At 59.6% G+C, this 15,808-nt stretch carries 17 protein-coding genes; 5 read left to right on the forward strand and 12 right to left on the reverse strand.

The genetic code is table 11. The features are described 5' to 3' along the window. Positions 1-261: 261 nt before the first annotated feature. Complete coding sequence (locus DK871_RS16845; protein WP_014718756.1) at positions 262-699, reverse strand: DUF3995 domain-containing protein; 438 nt, start codon at positions 697-699, stop codon at positions 262-264. A gap of 93 nt (positions 700-792) precedes the next feature. Here DK871_RS16845 and DK871_RS16850 point away from each other — a divergent pair, with 93 nt between their 5' ends. Further along, positions 793-1,182, forward strand: a complete 390-nt coding sequence (locus DK871_RS16850) for a DUF2946 domain-containing protein (protein ID WP_044274076.1) — start codon at positions 793-795, stop codon at positions 1,180-1,182. A gap of 91 nt (positions 1,183-1,273) precedes the next feature. Then, positions 1,274-3,400, forward strand: a complete 2,127-nt coding sequence (locus DK871_RS16855; protein WP_161905879.1) for a TonB-dependent siderophore receptor — start codon at positions 1,274-1,276, stop codon at positions 3,398-3,400. Between the two features lie 138 nt (positions 3,401-3,538). Here the strand turns inward: DK871_RS16855 and DK871_RS16860 are convergent, their stop codons facing one another. Beyond that, positions 3,539-4,546, reverse strand: a complete 1,008-nt coding sequence (locus DK871_RS16860) for an ABC transporter substrate-binding protein (RefSeq protein WP_161905881.1) — start codon at positions 4,544-4,546, stop codon at positions 3,539-3,541. Between the two features lie 131 nt (positions 4,547-4,677). Beyond that, positions 4,678-5,127, reverse strand: a complete 450-nt coding sequence (locus DK871_RS16865; RefSeq protein WP_044274081.1) for a hypothetical protein — start codon at positions 5,125-5,127, stop codon at positions 4,678-4,680. A 397-nt stretch (positions 5,128-5,524) separates the two neighbouring features. Here DK871_RS16865 and DK871_RS28645 point away from each other — a divergent pair, with 397 nt between their 5' ends. From DK871_RS28645 to DK871_RS16875, 3 genes are all read left to right on the forward strand, one after another. Then, a complete protein-coding gene (locus DK871_RS28645) occupies positions 5,525-5,800 on the forward strand; it encodes a hypothetical protein (protein ID WP_178116060.1) in 276 nt (91 codons plus the stop codon). Positions 5,801-5,910: 110 nt separating this feature from the next. Next, a complete protein-coding gene (locus tag DK871_RS16870) occupies positions 5,911-6,141 on the forward strand; it encodes a hypothetical protein (protein ID WP_161905883.1) in 231 nt (76 codons plus the stop codon). A gap of 68 nt (positions 6,142-6,209) precedes the next feature. Beyond that, positions 6,210-6,452 carry a DUF2789 domain-containing protein gene (locus DK871_RS16875; RefSeq protein ID WP_161905884.1) on the forward strand — a complete coding sequence of 81 codons (243 nt, stop codon included), beginning with the start codon at positions 6,210-6,212 and terminating at the stop codon, positions 6,450-6,452. On the opposite strand, the gene DK871_RS16880 is transcribed toward DK871_RS16875, so the two are convergent. The 9 genes from DK871_RS16880 to iolD all read right to left on the reverse strand — a co-directional run bounded on the left by DK871_RS16880 (position 6,453) and on the right by iolD (position 15,724). Continuing rightward, a complete protein-coding gene (locus DK871_RS16880; protein ID WP_032897012.1) occupies positions 6,453-6,656 on the reverse strand; it encodes a hypothetical protein in 204 nt (67 codons plus the stop codon). 158 nt (positions 6,657-6,814) lie between these two features. Further along, positions 6,815-7,219 carry a TraR/DksA C4-type zinc finger protein gene (locus DK871_RS16885; RefSeq protein WP_003191666.1) on the reverse strand — a complete coding sequence of 135 codons (405 nt, stop codon included), beginning with the start codon at positions 7,217-7,219 and terminating at the stop codon, positions 6,815-6,817. A 409-nt stretch (positions 7,220-7,628) separates the two neighbouring features. After that, the gene (locus DK871_RS16890) at positions 7,629-8,651 is read right to left on the reverse strand and encodes an ABC transporter permease (RefSeq protein ID WP_003191668.1); all 1,023 of its coding nucleotides are present in this window, start codon (positions 8,649-8,651) and stop codon (positions 7,629-7,631) included. Between the two features lie 26 nt (positions 8,652-8,677). Then, positions 8,678-10,231 carry a sugar ABC transporter ATP-binding protein gene (locus tag DK871_RS16895; protein ID WP_161905886.1) on the reverse strand — a complete coding sequence of 518 codons (1,554 nt, stop codon included), beginning with the start codon at positions 10,229-10,231 and terminating at the stop codon, positions 8,678-8,680. 64 nt (positions 10,232-10,295) lie between these two features. Further along, complete coding sequence (locus DK871_RS16900) at positions 10,296-11,231, reverse strand: sugar ABC transporter substrate-binding protein (RefSeq protein WP_161905888.1); 936 nt, start codon at positions 11,229-11,231, stop codon at positions 10,296-10,298. 49 nt (positions 11,232-11,280) lie between these two features. After that, a complete protein-coding gene (locus DK871_RS28650; protein ID WP_003191673.1) occupies positions 11,281-11,457 on the reverse strand; it encodes a hypothetical protein in 177 nt (58 codons plus the stop codon). Between the two features lie 126 nt (positions 11,458-11,583). After that, positions 11,584-12,612, reverse strand: coding sequence for a Gfo/Idh/MocA family oxidoreductase (locus DK871_RS16905; protein ID WP_161905890.1), 1,029 nt, complete (start codon positions 12,610-12,612; stop codon positions 11,584-11,586). Positions 12,613-12,762: 150 nt separating this feature from the next. Beyond that, complete coding sequence (locus tag DK871_RS16910; RefSeq protein WP_161905892.1) at positions 12,763-13,773, reverse strand: Gfo/Idh/MocA family protein; 1,011 nt, start codon at positions 13,771-13,773, stop codon at positions 12,763-12,765. Positions 13,774-13,792: 19 nt separating this feature from the next. Further along, the gene (gene iolD, locus DK871_RS16915; RefSeq protein WP_161905893.1) at positions 13,793-15,724 is read right to left on the reverse strand and encodes a 3D-(3,5/4)-trihydroxycyclohexane-1,2-dione acylhydrolase (decyclizing); all 1,932 of its coding nucleotides are present in this window, start codon (positions 15,722-15,724) and stop codon (positions 13,793-13,795) included. Positions 15,725-15,808: the final 84 nt, after the last annotated feature.

Consider the following 15,808-nt stretch of genomic DNA (forward strand, 5'->3'; position numbering starts at 1 on the left):
ATCCGGCTTGCCATACTGGGAAGGTCAAGCGCTATAAAACCGGTGGGTGTGTTTTGTCTGGGAAATACTTGGAGGTGAATCAAATGGCGGCAAGCGAGGCTTGGTGGCGCTCGGGGTTACCCGTCGAACGCGGCTGAAGGTGGGAGCTGGCTTGCCTGCGAAGGGATCACCCTGGTTTGGCTGATAGACCGAGGTGCATGCATCGCAGGCAAGCCAGCTCCCACATTTGGATTGCGCGGTGTCAGCCAGGTATGGGTGGGCTCAGGTCCAGGCGACTACCAACAAGCCGGCGCCCAACACCAGGCACAACGGCGAATAGAAATACGTATCCAGGCGAGCAAACCTCGACCCGCCGACCTTCTTGAAAAACCCCACCAGCTCCGAATCCCCGATCGCCCGGGCAAACATCAGCACGGCAATCGCACTGATGCCCCACTGCAACGCCCCATGGGACACCGGCGAGAAATACAGCCCGGCGCGCAGGCACACCAGCAGGGCAATCGCCACCAGCCCCATCGCCACCAGGAAAGTACCCAGCGCCGACGGTTTGAACGCCGGCCTGGGCCCGCTGGCAAACTCTCCGGGCAGTTGCGGGATAGCGGCCAGGCTGCCGAGCTTGCCACCCGCAGCCCAATACAAATGCACCATGCTGATGAAGGTAAATACCCCGACGATCCACCGCGCAATGACAAAGCTCATGGTCGGCGCTCCACAAAAATGTGCGAATGAGGATAGTCGCCCTGAGATTTTTTGCAGGCATTTCGTCGGTCGCTGATGATAAAGTGCCGCCCCATGAAACTCGCCCGTGCCGACCGTTCACTCATTGCCTGGATGCTCTATTGCTGCGTCCTGTTCAATGTGTTCGCCTGCAGCATTGGTCACGGGCAGATGGTGGGGATGCAGCTCAACGGCATCAGCGGCCAGTTCTGCACGGTCGACCCACGCACCCAGGCGCCGCTGCCCAGCAACTCGACGGACGAGAACCTGCCCACGCTGTCGAAGGCGTTTGGTTGCCCGCTGTGTTCTACCGGCGGCATGGGCCCGGCGCTCAATTCCCACCTGAACGTGGCGGTGCTGCCACAACCCCATGCGCCGCCTGCTGCGGTGGTGCTTGCTGCTGACATTCCTGCCCGCTTCACCTGGCCTGCGGCTAATCCGCGCGCGCCACCTGCTTTCGCCTGATCCCTGCGCTTTCTGATCTGCATTGCCCCGTTGCCGTAAGGACTACGGGTAGCTGTGCGTTGTTTTCGAGCCAAGTTTTCAGGATTCAACCATGAAACATTTACCCCTGTTGGCGGGCCTGTTCGGCTGCCTGCCTCTCTGCGCCTCAGCCCTTGAGCTGGCGCCGACCACCATTGATGGCGAGCAAAGTGCCGAGCCAGGCCTGGCCCTGGACCAATCCAGCGGCATGGCCTCGCGCCTGGGCCTGAGCGTGCGGGAAACCCCGGCGTCGGTGGCCATCGCCAACCGCAACGATATCGAGCGCCACGGCGCCAAGACCTTCCGTGATGCGGCCAATACCCTGCCCGGCGTCAACGCCAGCGCGCCGCCCGGGTTTGGCGGCTTTGTCTCGTACCGAGGGTTTACCAGCAGCCAGATCACCCAGATGTTCAACGGCATCAATGTCGCCACCGGCCTGGCACGGCCGGTGGATGCGTGGATCTACGACCGCGTCGAACTGGTGGGCGGCCCCTCCTCCTTGATCAACGGCGCAGGCTCAGTGGGTGGCTCGCTGAACTACGTGACCAAGCTGGCGACCCGCGAGGAACAGGCCGTCGAAGGCCAACTGAGCTATGGCAGCTACGACACTGCCGGTATGGCGTTCGGCCTCAACCATGCGCTGACCGAACCCGGCGCCGAGGTGCAGCATTACGCCCGCCTGGATGTGAGCCGCAACACCAATCACAGCTACATCGACCGCGACCAGCGCGATGCCTGGAGCGTGGCGTTTTCCCTGCTCAGCGACCTCACCCCGAATCTGTCACACACCCTGGCGCTGGAGTATCAGGACGAACATGAAGACAGCCCGTATTGGGGCACGCCGGTGCTCAATCCCAAGGCCGGTGAGCTGAAGATCGACAAGCACAACCGCTTCAATAACTACAACGTCGCGGACGGCCGTTATGAGCAACGCACTATCTGGGCACGCTCGATCATCGACTACCGGATCAACGACAGCACCACGCTGAAAAATACCCTCTACCACCTCGACAGCCAGCGCGACTACCGCAACCTGGAGACCTACCAGTACAACGCCGACAACAGCGCGGTGAACCGCTCGACGGCCTATCAGGTGCGGCATCAGGGCGAGCAGAACGGCAACCAATTCGAACTGCGCCATGACACCAGCGTGTTTGGCCTTGCCACCACCTGGTCGGGCGGTTTTGAGTACAAGGTCAATAGCACCACCGGCCACCCGCTTAGGGTAGCGGGTGACAGTACGGTTGACCCAAACAACTACAACCCGGGGCACTTCTATGATATTCCCGACACCAAGCCGGGTTTTGTCAAGGACACGACCAACCAGGTAACCACCAAGGCACTGTTCGTGGAAAACCGCCTGGGACTGACCGATAAGCTCTCGCTGCTGACCGGCCTGCGTTACGACGCCATCGACCTGGACGTGACCAACCACCGCACCATCACCGCCACCAAGCCTCGGCACTTCAAGCGCAGTTGGGAACCAGTGACGGGGCGTGTAGGCCTGACCTATCAATTCACCCCCTCAGCCAATGTCTACGTGCAATACAGCACCGCCGTCGAACAACCCAATACCACTACCCAAGTGTTCGACGTGTCCACCGGCAAGCAATGGGAAATCGGCAGCAAGTTCGATTATCTGGAAGGCCGCGGTTCCGCCACGGTCGCCGCCTACAAGATCGAACGCAAGGACTTTGCCGTCACCGACCCGTTGGACCCGACCAACAGCATCCCCGTGGGCGCGCAGTCGTCCAAGGGTATTGAACTGGCCAGCTCGTTGCGTATCACACCGAAGCTATTGGCCGAAGGCAACTTTGCCTGGGTGGACGCGCAGTATGATGAGTTCAACGAAAAAACCGCCAGCGGCGCCGTGGTGTCGCGCAAGGGCAACACGCCGACCAACGTGCCCAAGCGCGTGGGCAACCTATGGCTGACCTATGACTTTGCCGAGGATTGGCAAGGTGGCGTGGATGCGCGCTACGTCGCCCAGGTGTATGCAGACAATGCCAACACCCAGACCGTGCCAGCGTACACGCTGTTCGGCACGTTCCTGCGCTATAAGCTGGATGCGAACACCTCGGTCACCGGGCGGGTGCGTAACCTGACCAACAAGGTGTATGCCGAGTTTGCCCATGTGTCGCCGGCGTATTATCTGGGGTCACCGAGGACCTTTGAGCTGGCTGTACAGACCAAGTTTTAAAGCTCAAACACAATCAAATGTGGGAGCTGGCTTGCCTGCGATAGCGGTGGGTCAGCATAAAAACAGGTTGTCTGACACTCAGTCATCGCAGGCAAGCCAGCTCCCACATTTTGATCTTCACTGGATAAAGGCTGGCGCTTAGTTGAGGCTCGCCTCGACCTTCTGCGCCACCTCTTGCGTCAACCAGGCCTTCCACACCTGTGGATGTTCCTTGAGAAACGCCTGGGCCACTTCCCTAGGAGGCGTGTGACGCTCGCTCATCGCCGCCAAGGCTTTGTTAAGCGGCTCGATGGGAAACTCGACCTTCTCGAAAAACTGGGCAATCTGAGGGTGTTCCTGCTGGAACGGCGTCGATACGCCAATGCTCAACTTGGACGCCAACGAGCGCGTCGGCTTCGGGTTCGGGTTGTCCGCGTCAGTCAGGGTCTTCCACGCGTCTGCGTCAAATGGCGGTTCTTCCAACTGGATCAATTTGTAGCGCCCCATCAACGGCGTCGGCGACCAGTAGTAGAACAGCACGGGCTTGCCCCGGCGAATCGACGAGGCAATCTCCGCATCCAGCGCTGCGCCCGACCCGCTGCGGAAGTTCACGTAGCTGTCGTCCAGGCCATAAGCCTTGAGCTTCTGTTTGTTGACCACTTCGGAGGTCCAGCCGATGGGGCTGTTGAGAAAGCGCCCCTTGCCTGGGGATTCAGGGTCTTTGAACACGTCCTTGTAACGCGCCAGGTCCTGTACGCTTTTGAGGTCCGGTGCCAGGGGTTTGAGCCCTTTTGACGGGTCACCCTTGACCACGTATTCCGGCACCCACCACCCTTCGGTGGCGCCTTTGACGATATCGCCCAGGCCCGCCACCTTGCCTTCGGCTTGCGCCTTGACCCACACCGGGCTGCGGCCGGCCCACTCCTCGCCGATCACCTGGATATCATTCTTGGCCAGGGCGGTTTCCAGGGTGATGGTGGTGCCCGGCAAGGTGTCGGTGGGCAGGTCATAACCCTTCTCGACGATAAAACGCAGGACTTCTGTGATCAGGCTGCCGCTTTCCCAGTTCAGGTCGGCAAAATGCACCGGTGCCTGGGCAGCCGATACCGGCAATGACAGACTCAGGGTCGTCAGGCCCGCTGCCAGCAGTGACTTCAATCCTTTCATGCCTTTGCACCTCGCGTTTTCGCAGTCATGGCGAACGGCTTTGCTGCGAATGCGCGAAGCCTCTGAATAGTTAAGTCAACTCAACTGTAGTAGAGGTTCCAAAAGACAAAGAGGCACAACGCGTTCAGCGCCTACTCGCTGGCCTTGAAGGTCACCAGCTCACCCTTGCGCCATTTGGCGGCTTTGCCCGTCACGGCCTTCAGGGTTTTGGTCAACCCTTCTTGCAATTGCTCATGGGCGGCGAATACCAGCATCACGCTGTGGCCTTCCTTGAACACAATACCCTGGCCTTCGTTCGATGACACAAAGGCATAGTCGCCGAGGCCGTACACGGTCAACTTGATGTCGCGAAACCTCAATTCGAACTTGCCACCCTCGCGGCTGGGCAACACCGAGGCGCGAAAATGGTCGCCCACTTTGAGTTCCAGACGTGGCTTGTCATCCACGACCAGCGCCGTTTCGGTATCGATCTCGGCGATATAAATACCTTCCGGCGTCTGTTCAGTGATGTAGACAAACCGAGATTGAAACTGCTTGACCAACTTAGCGCGCAAATCACCCAGCACGAATAACGCGTGCATATCCAGATTACTGACTGCCAAGGAAACGCCCCCACATCAAAAAAGCGCTGGCCGCCGAAGCGAGCAGCACAAAAAAATCGCCGTTACGACACGATCACAGCGTCATGAAAAAACTGAAGAGAACTCATAAGGCTAGTACAGACATCTGCGGCGGACCTTATGCAAGGTCATCCGGTGGTACAGCAAATCACAGGTTCAACGACCCGAGAATACAGGTCGACCAACTTCAGAGAATAACCCGATTAAAAATGCAGTTTTCCGACACTCAACACAAAAAAATACGCAAGGCATGGAACCAGTCGCGAACTGCCGACGACAATACTAAAACAGCAACCGGGGTCAAAACCACCGCAAATGCTAACCACCGGCCAATAAGATCGATCGACAGGAGCTGAGCATGCAACGACGTCAACACGACGCTACGTCTTTCCACACTCGTTCATCATGTCCAGACGAACGCCAATACTACTGCTTGCTTAACCTTGACGGGTACTCCAATTCAGTGCTGTACCAAGTTGTACCGGCAGGAAAGAACTTTTTTCATATTCTTGAAGTGCCCAGCGGCAGGATCAAGGGTTTTCGCAGCGATCACAACAAGGCCTGTGAACTGGCCAAGGCTCTGGAAGCAAAACTGCACGCTCGTTGCGGTCGGGTCGTTTCGTCACCTGGCTGACTTTACTGCGCCACCGCCCCTCAACAACTGCCATACTGGCCCGTCCATTGAAGTTTGCCCCCTGCGGGTCAGGTTTCATCAACGCAGTTACCTTGAAGGGAAAGCTATACGTGACGGAATTTGATATTGGCGAATTTATTATCCACGGTGATGCGATGGAAGTAGACGGCGAGTTTCAAGCGGTCATCATCATGCGAGCCAAACCGCCGCTGAACAAGGTCACCGCGCATCAGGTAGAAAAAGACCGCTGGTTCAAAACAGCCGACGCAGCTGCCGTAGCAGGCAGAGAAGCGGCCCAGGCGCTGAAAGCCGCCGTGGATTGCGGCGCGCTCAATTCCTGACAATCCGATAGAACTCTGGCGTCCTCTACCCCTCACATGCATGACGATAAGCCCGCATGGAGAACGTTATGGACACCACCACCCCAACCCTTGAAACCCTGTTCGAACAACTGGGCCTGGATTCCAGCCAGGAAGCTATCGAGCGCTTCACCGCTGAACATCGCCTGCCCGATGATGTAAAACTCATCGACGCGCCGTTCTGGAGCGAACAGCAGGCGAACTTTCTCAGGGAGCAATTGCACATCGACGCAGAGTGGGCGCCCGCAGTGGATGACCTCAATGCACTGCTGCACCAGCCTCCCCGCGTGTGATCAATGCAGGCTGTCTGACGCTTCACTGCGCAACAGCGCTTGCCAGGCAGCCTGGCATTCCTGCGCCTCATCCCGGCTGGCGAATGCCGTACCGCGCTGCTCACCGTTGAGCAACACCACCCAGCAAGCTCGCTGGCCCATGGCACGCAGAGTTTCGGGTACGCCACTGCCGATCATCACGGCCACATCGACTTTGTTTTGCATGGAGCTTCTCCGCAGCATTAGTTAGCTGGCTAACAATGTTGGCCATGCTACGGTTTTATTCCAGTTGGAAAAAGCTATCTTCGGAATAGCTTCATTGCATAAACAGCAACAATGTAGAGACCGGGGCGGCCAGCTTAAGAGCCGCCCCCTTCACCGCATCAGGCTTGACGCTGGTGCTTGTCGATCTGCTCGTGACGCTCTTGCGCTTCGATGCAGTACTTGGTGGTAGGGCTGATCAGCAGGCGCTTGAGGCCGATAGGCTCGCCGCTGTCGTCACACCAGCCAAAGGAATCTTCCTTGATGCGTTCCAGGGCGCGCTCAAGTTGCGGCAGCATGCGCTGGTCGCGGTCAATGGCATTCACCAACCAGGTGCGCTCTTCTTCCACGGAAGCCGCGTCAGCCGGGTCGGCCGGGGTGTCCAGGCTTTCAATGGCGATACGGTTCTGCTCAATGCGCTCGTGGTGTTCCACTTTCATGTCTTGCAGCAACTTCTCGAAAAAAGCGTGCTGTTCGGCATTCATGTAGTCATCCGCCGGCATGGCCAGCAACTTTTCCTTTGTCATTGATTTCTCTATAAAAAATACGTGCATTAAGGCGAATAAGGGAGCGTTCCGCAAGGCCTGTGCAGGTCTCGGAAGGGCGCCGTCCATTTCAAGCGCCACCCGGCACTCAATTTACGAGGGGCGGCAGTCTAAGGCCGACTTGAGGACGCAGCAACTGAAAAGACAGGCATTTTTTCCCGATTAACCCCCAAAAGCACCAGGACGGGCTTGGCGAATGGTCATCGGAGTGCGTTTATAGCAAGAAATTCAGTGTTGTGGAGCTATATAGAAGACAAACGGTTGAAAGGGCCTGATCCCCTGTAGGAGCGAGCTTGCTCGCGAAGCACTCAAGGACACCGCGTTCAATCAGGTAGCCCGCGTTATCTTTGCAGCTTTCGCGAGCAAGCTCGCTCCTACAGGGGGCAGGTATTCAGCGCTTGAGCTTGCGCTTGTTGCGGTATTGGTCGATCACCACCGCTACCACAATGATCAGGCCCTTGATGATGTCCTGGATATACGCGTCCACCCCGACAAAGGTAAACCCGCTGGCCATCACCCCGAGGATCAGCGCGCCGATCACCGTGCCGGTGATGCGCCCTACGCCGCCGGCCAGGCTGGTACCGCCGATCACTGCGGCGGCAATCGCGTCCAGCTCGTAGGACATGCCCATGCCGGCCTGCCCCGTCGCTGCACGTGCCGAGGCCACCACGCCGGCCAGGCCCGCCAGAAGACCCGCGATGCTGTAGACAATGATCAAGTGGCGCTTGACGTTGATCCCCGAGGTACGCGCCGCCTGCATATTGCCGCCGATGGCATAGGTGTACTTGCCATACTTGGTGTAACGCAGGGCAATGTGGAAGATCACCGCCACCACCAGGAAGATAATCACCGGCATGGCGCCATGGCCGATTGCTGTATAGGAGTCCGAGAGCATGCTCACCGGCTGGCCTTCGGTGTAGTAGCGCGCCAGGCCACGGGCCGAGACCATCATGCCCAGGGTCGCGATAAACGGCGGGATGCCGGTGACCGCGATAATGCTGCCGTTGATCGCCCCCGCTAAAAGCCCCACGCCCAAGCCCATCGCCACCGGGATCCACACCGGCAGATCGGTAAGGGACGGAAACACCGCCCGGGAAAAGTCGGAGGTTTGCGCCAGGCTGGCAGCAATCATCGCCGACAACGCCAGCACCGAGCCGGACGACAGGTCGATGCCCGTGGTGATGATCACCTGGGTCACACCGATGGCCAGAAGGCCAATGATCGACACCTGCAGGATCATCAGCACCAGGCGCTGGGAGTTCATCAGAAAGCTCTGGTCGCGCACGATCCAGCCGAACAATTCAAACACCAGGCCGATACCGATCAGCACCAGGAAGATACTCAGCTCGGTGGGCATGCGTCGACGGTTCTTGACCGGTGCGGTTGCCGGCTTGTTGTCTGTTATTGCGTTCATAACCCATCACCTTCTTATTCTGTAGATCAGTGGACTGCGGTCATCCCGGAAGCCAACTGCATGACTTTTTCCTGGGTCGCCTCGGCGCGATCCAAGGTGCCCATCAGTTCGCCTTCGTGCATCACCATCACCCGGTCGCTCATGCCGAGCACCTCGGGCAGTTCGGAGGAAATCATGATCACCGCCATGCCTTCGCTGGCGAGGAAGGCGATCAAGCGATAGATCTCGGCCTTGGCGCCCACGTCGATGCCGCGTGTCGGTTCATCCAGGATCAGCAAGCGGGGGTTGGTCATCAGCCAGCGCGCCAGCAAGGCCTTTTGCTGGTTGCCACCGGACAAGGTGTCGATGCATTGTTCCAGGGACGGAGTTTTCACCCGCAGCTTCTTGCACATGTCTTCACACAGGGCACGCAAGGCTTTCTGCTGGATGAAGCCGTTGCCCGAATAGTGCGGCAACACCGCCATCTCCATGTTCTCCAGCACCGACAGGCACGGGAACAGGCCGCTGAGCTTGCGGTCCTCGGTCAACAGCGCAAAGCCTTTCTCGATGGCCATATGCGGGTCGGTAATGCGCACCGCCTTGCCGTCCAGGGTGATTTGCCCGCTGGAGCTTGGGGTGATGCCAAAAATGGCTTCCGCCACGTTGGTGCGCCCGGAGCCCATCAGCCCGGCGATACCGAGGATCTCCCCGGCGTGCAGGTCGAACGATACGTCCTTGAAGACGCCGTCCAGGCTCAGGTCGCGCACCGACAGCAGCAGGTCACCAATCGGCGTCTCGCGCACCGGGAACAACTGGCTCAGCTCACGCCCGACCATCATCGAGATGAGGCTGTCGCTGTTCATGCTGTCGGCCCGTTGCAAGCCGATGTATTGGCCGTCACGGAACACCGCCACTTCATCGGCGATGGCGAACACTTCGTTCATCTTGTGGGTGATATAGACGATGCCTTTGCCCTGGGACTTGAGGTCGGCAATGATCGAAAACAGGTGGGCCACTTCCTTGTCGGTAATGGCCGAGGTGGGTTCATCCATGATCAGGATGTCGGAGTCGTAGGACACCGCCTTGGCAATCTCGACCATCTGCCGCTCGGCAATGCTCAGGTTGCCGACCTGTTCTTCCGGGTCGAGGTTGATGCGCAGGCGCGCCAGCAACTCGGCCGTGCAGCGGTGCATTTCGCGGTGGTTGACCATGTGCAGGCTGTTGAGCTGTTCGCGGCCGATCCAGATGTTCTCGGCGATGCTCATATGGGGCATCAGGTTGAGTTCCTGGTGGATCATCGCGATCCCGGCCTTTTGCGCGGCCAGCGGCGTTTCAAAGGTGATCGGCTTGCCACGCAGGCGAATCTCGCCGGCGTCGGGCTGGTAGATGCCGGCGATGATCTTCATCAGCGTCGATTTGCCCGCACCGTTCTCGCCCATCAACGCCAGCACCGTGCCGGGGCGCACCCGCAGTTGCACATCGTCCAGGGCCACGACACCGGGAAAGCCTTTGCTGATGTTGAGGATTTCCAGCAGGTAGGGTTCGTCCAGCGCCAGCGCCGGGTGGGCGGCGGGCTGAGACGTGGCGGCTTGAGCAAGCATAGGGAGGTACTCCATCTGCAGGGCGGCCGTGACCGCCCTGCCAGCTTTTGTTGTTATGTCGGGGCTACTTGAAGTCTTTGACGTTGTCCGGGGTGATCAACTGGAACGGGATCACCACGTTTTGCTCGACCGGCTCGTTCTTGGCCATCTTGCGCGCCGCTTCCACCGAACCCACTGCCTGGCCCTTGGCGTCCTGGAAGGCTGACACGGTCATGTCGCCCTTGGTGATCGCGTTCAAGCCATCGGGCGTGCCGTCGACACCGGCAATCAACACGCTGCCTTTTTCCTTGCCGGCCGATCTCAGGGCCATGGACGCACCAATCGCCATCTCATCATTGTTGGCCAGCACCGCATTGAACTCGCGGCCCTGGGTCAGCCAGTCGTTGACCAGGGTCATGCCCCTGTCACGCAACCAAATGCCGGTTTGTTCCTGCTCGATCTTGATGTCCGGGTACTTGGCCAGTACTTCCTTCACGCCCTTGGTGCGGTTGGTAGTGGAGTTGTTCGCCAGGTCGCCCAACAGGATCACGACCTTGCCCTTGCCGCCGAGCTTTTCGGCGATGTACTGCATTTGCAGGCGGCCGGCCTCGACGTCATCGGAGGTCACGGCCACCACGTCCTTGGGCAGGTCTTTCTGGTCTGGGCGGCGGTTGACGAACACCAGCGGAATGCCCGCCTTGGTGGCGGCACTGATGATGTTCTTGGTCGACGCGGTATCGACCGGGTTGACGATAATCGCGTCGACCTTCTGGCTGATGAAGTTCTCGACCTGGCTCAACTGCTTGACCACATCGGCGCGGGCATCTTCGAACTGCAGTTGCACGCCATCGCCTTTGGGATAGGACTTGGCTTGCTTGTCCATGTCCTCGCGCAGGTAGGTGAGGAAGGTGTCATCGAACGCGGACATCGTCACGCCCACCTTGAGGTCGGCCGCGCCGGCAATGCCACTGGCCAGCAGCATGGACAGGGCCAGGGCGGTAAAACGGATCGGGGTCTTCATGAACGGTCTGTCTCCACTTTCTTGTTGGTTTTTTTCGACGTTGCGTTGATCAGGACTCGGCGGTCAGTCGCACCACCGGCGCGCCAGGAATGCAGCACACCAGCGCGCCCTGGTTTTCGACGCACAGCACATTCAGGAAGGAGAAGTAGAACGGCCGGGCGCGGGGCAGTCCGCGTGGCGCTTGGAGGGGGCGTAAAACTCGCAGTACAGCGTTGAAGATTTTCATCTGACGGTACCTGGTTGTTTTTGATCTTGTTTTTGTTGAGTCGTCCGTAGGTTCCTGGACGTACTTTATGCAACCTGGAAAAGACTGTATTAGAAAATAATTTCCACATCAACCTGTTTTAGAATTTTATTCTATTTTTGTCGAAACCACCTGTTGACGCTCAGCACTCAGGCGCGCGGCGTCCAATATACGGGTGGTTTCCAGGGCGTCATAGGCGTTGACCGGCAGCGGCCCCTGCCCTACCACGGCCGCTTGCAACTGCCGATAGAAGTGGGGCCAGCAGCCCTTCTCCGACGGCACCCGCTCACGCTCCGGCCCTTGTTCAAACCAGCCCCAGCGTCGATGCTCCTCAGCGCCCCAGTGTTCACCTTCGGTTTTCGGCGACTTGCCGGCCAGCAGCGCTTCTTCCTGGCCGTCCAGGCCGTCGACGGTGTAGCAACCCAAGCTGCCACTGACGCGAAATCTCGGCGCCTGGCTGTTCTGCAACGCGTTGCCCCACAGGTGCGAAATCACGCCGTTGGCGTGGGTGAGGGAGAGAAAGAAGCCGTGGTCCACGGTGGGATGCTCAGGGGTGTAGTGCAATTGGGCGAACACCCGATCCACCGGGCCGAACAGTTGCAGCGCCTGGTCGACCAGGTGGCTGCCCAGGTCACGCAGCCAGCCGCCACCGCTGGCATTGCCCACGGCCTGCGGACTGTAGCGCTCCACACGGGATTCAAAGCGGGTGATGGTGCCCAGGGCGCCAGCGTCGATCAGTTTGCGCAGGGTCAGGTAATCCGAATCCCAGCGCCGGTTCTGGTAGACGCTGAGCAACGACCCCTGGCGCTCGGCCGCGGTAATCAGGGCCTGGGCTTGTTCGGCGTTGGCGGCAAAGGGTTTGTCGCTGACTACCGCCACCCCGTGCTCGATGGCTTCCAGCACCAAGGCCGGGCGACCTTTGAGCGTGGTGGAAATCACCAGGGCATCGACGCCGGCTTCGACGATCTGGCCGATGGAGTCGAAGGCTTTGATACCAGGAAGATCTGTACTCAATTGCTGGCGACGTTCGGGTGCACGCGTCACCACGCCGACAAAGGTAGCGCCAGGCAGGGTGGCGATCAGCGGCGCATGAAAAAAGCGCCCACCGTGGCCGTAGCCCACTAGTCCGATTCGCATGCTCAACTCCACAATTGATTTGGAAACCCAATCAACTGTGGGAGCTGGCTTGCCTGCGATAGCAGTGAGTCAGGCAATCAATCTGTCACTGATAGACCGCTATCGCAGGCAAGCCAGCTCCCACAGTGTCAACCACATTTCTGCAGTGAGTTAACCGTAGAAGCGCGGGCGATCCGGCAGGCTGACTTTCACAATCTGCCCACTGCCCTGTGCTTCAATACACGCATCCGCCGCCACCGCCGCCGCAAACCCATCCCAGGCCGACGGCCCGCCGACTTGCCCTGCCAGCACGCTGTCGATAAATGCCTGCAGTTCCACGTCATAGGCACCGATAAACCGATCCTTCCAATCCATCAGGATCGCATTGGACAGCTTCGCCTCGCTGCGCAGTTGCACTTGGGATGGCTCCGGCAACTTGGCGATACCGCTCTCCCCCACCACTTCACACTGGATGTCGTAGCCGTATTGGCAGTTCACAAACACTTCCACGTCGATACGCGTGCCTTTGGCGGTTTCCAGCAGCACGATCTGCGGGTCACGCAGGTGCGCCAGCGCCTTGCTGGTCTTGCGCGGGAACACCACCTGCACGGACACGTAGTCGTCATTAAGCAGCCAACGCAGCACGTCCAACTCATGGATCAGGGTGTCGGTGATCGCCATGCCGGTGTTGTAGTTTTCGCCCACCGTGGGGTTACGGTGCGCGCAGTGCAGCATCAACGGCTCGCCAATCTGGCCGCTGTCGATCACCGCCTTGAGGGCGCGGTAGCCCTGGTCGTACGGGCGCATGAAACCCACCTGGACCAGGCGCTTGCCGTGGGCCACTTCGGCCTCGACAATGTTGCGGCAGCCCTCGGCCGTCACCGCCAGGGGTTTCTCGCAGAACACCGGTTTGCCGGCGGTGATCGCGGCCAGCACAAATTCTTCATGGCTCGGCCCCCAGGACGTCACCAGTACCGCTTCGACCTCTGGCGAGTTGATCAGCGCATGGCCGTCCGGGTACACCTCGGCGTCCAGCTTCAAATCCGCCACCACCTGGGCTGCCTGCTCAAGGTTGATGTCGGTGACGGCCACCACCTGGCTGTTGAGCAAGGCCTGGCTGCAACGACGAATATGGTCCCGGCCAATGGCGCCCGTACCAATCACTCCAAGCTTCAAAGACATGCAAACACTCCTCTTGTTGTTAGTACTGCCGGGCCTTGGCCAGGTGTTCATTGAGTTTTTTTGCCGCTGCATTCGTGCGTTCACTGGTGGACACTTGCGCCACCCCCACCCGCCACCACGACAGGTAGCCGTGGACCATGGTCTTGGGCAGCACCTTGATATCGATCAGCGTGGAGACGGTTTGCGTGCGGGCATCGGCCAACGCCGCTTCCAGCTGTTCCAAGGTGCTGACCTTGTAGGTCTTGCAGCCGTAAGCCGCCGCACTCATGGCGAAATCCACCGGCACCAAGCCACCGTCGAGCTTGCCGCTCTCGGGGTTGCGGTAGCGGAACTCGGTGCCGAAGCTGTCCATGCCATTGCCGATCTGCAGATTGTTGATGCAACCGAACGCCATGTTGTCCAACAGCACCACGTTGATCTTGCGCCGCTCCTGAATCGAGGTGGCCAGCTCCGAGTGCAGCATCATGTAGGAGCCATCACCAACCAGGGCGTACACCTCCTTGCTCGGCTCGGCCAGCTTCACGCCCAGGGCGGCGTTGATCTCGTAGCCCATGCATGAATAGCCATACTCGACGTGGTAGGTGTTGACGCCCTTGCTGCGCCAGGCACGCTGCAAATCACCGGGCAGGCTGCCGGCGGCGGCCACAATGATCGCGTCATCGGCCAGGCGTGCATTGAGCACGCCAAGCACAGCACTTTGGGTCAGGCACGAACCGGTCAGCTCGATGAATTCGCGCAGGACGGCACGGTCCAGGTGGTCGTCGACTTCGGGGACGAACTCATCGCCCAGGTATTGCACCTGATGCACGCGGTCCACTTCGGCGTCGAGTTGCGCCTTGGCGTCAGCGATCTGCTCGCCCCAGCCCGAACGGTAATCACCCAGGGCAGTGGCCAGTGCTTCAAGGGCCACTTTTGCATCGGCCAGCACTTGCACGCCGTCCAGTTTCAAGGCGTCGGCTGGGCTGATATTGAGGTTGAGAAACTTCACCTCGGGGTGCTTGAACAGCGATTTTGACGAGGTGGTAAAGTCGGTATAACGGGTGCCGATGCCAATGATCAGGTCGGCCTCGGGCGCCAGCAGGTTGGCCGCCAGGCAGCCGGTTTCGCCGATGCCGCCGACGTTCAGCGGATGGCTGGACACCACCGCGCTCTTGCCCGCCTGGGTTTCGGCGAAGGGAATATCGAAGCGCTCGGCAAAAGCTTGCAACGCTGCGTTGGCGCCAGAGTATTTGACCCCGCCGCCGCAAATGATCAGCGGCTTGCGCTTGCCGCGAAACGCCGCGAGCGCGTCATCGAGCATGGCGCGGGTGGCCGGGCGTCGGTCGATGCGGTGCACGCGTTTTTGCAGGAAATAGTCGGGGTAGTCCCAGGCTTCGGCTTGTACATCCTGGGGCAAGGCCAGTGTTACCGCGCCGGTTTCGGCCGGGTCGGTCAGCACACGCATGGCGTGGATCGCCGCGGTCATCAGTTGCTCGGGGCGGTTGATGCGGTCCCAGTACTTGCTCACGGAACGGAAGGCGTCGTTGGTGCTGATGCTCAGGTCGTGGAACTGTTCGATCTGCTGTAACACCGGGTCGGGCTGGCGGCTGGCATAGACATCGCCGGGCAACAACAGCAACGGGATACGGTTGGCGGTGGCAGTCGCCGCGGCGGTGAGCATATTGGCCGCGCCCGGCCCGACCGAGGCCGTGCACGCATAGATCTTGCGGCGCAGATGCTGCTTGGCAAACCCGATGGCGGCATGGGCCATGCCTTGCTCATTGCGGCCCTGATGCACCACCAGGTCGCCGCTGTCCTGCTCCAGGGCCTGGCCGAGGCCCAACACATTGCCATGCCCGAAAATAGTGAATACCCCGGCGACAAACTTGCTCTGTACGCCGTCGACTTCGATGTACTGGTTATCCAGGAACTTCACCAGGGCCTGGGCCATGGTCAATCTTGTTGTGGTCATGTTCGCACCTTGTATGAATGCAAATCTGTCGATCAGCGACTATCCAGTGTGGGAGCGAGCAAGCCCGCTCCCACAGGTTGTGCC

Origin of the sequence: Pseudomonas sp. L13 (assembly GCF_009935965.1) — a bacterium.
Classification (GTDB): domain Bacteria; phylum Pseudomonadota; class Gammaproteobacteria; order Pseudomonadales; family Pseudomonadaceae; genus Aquipseudomonas; species Aquipseudomonas lactis.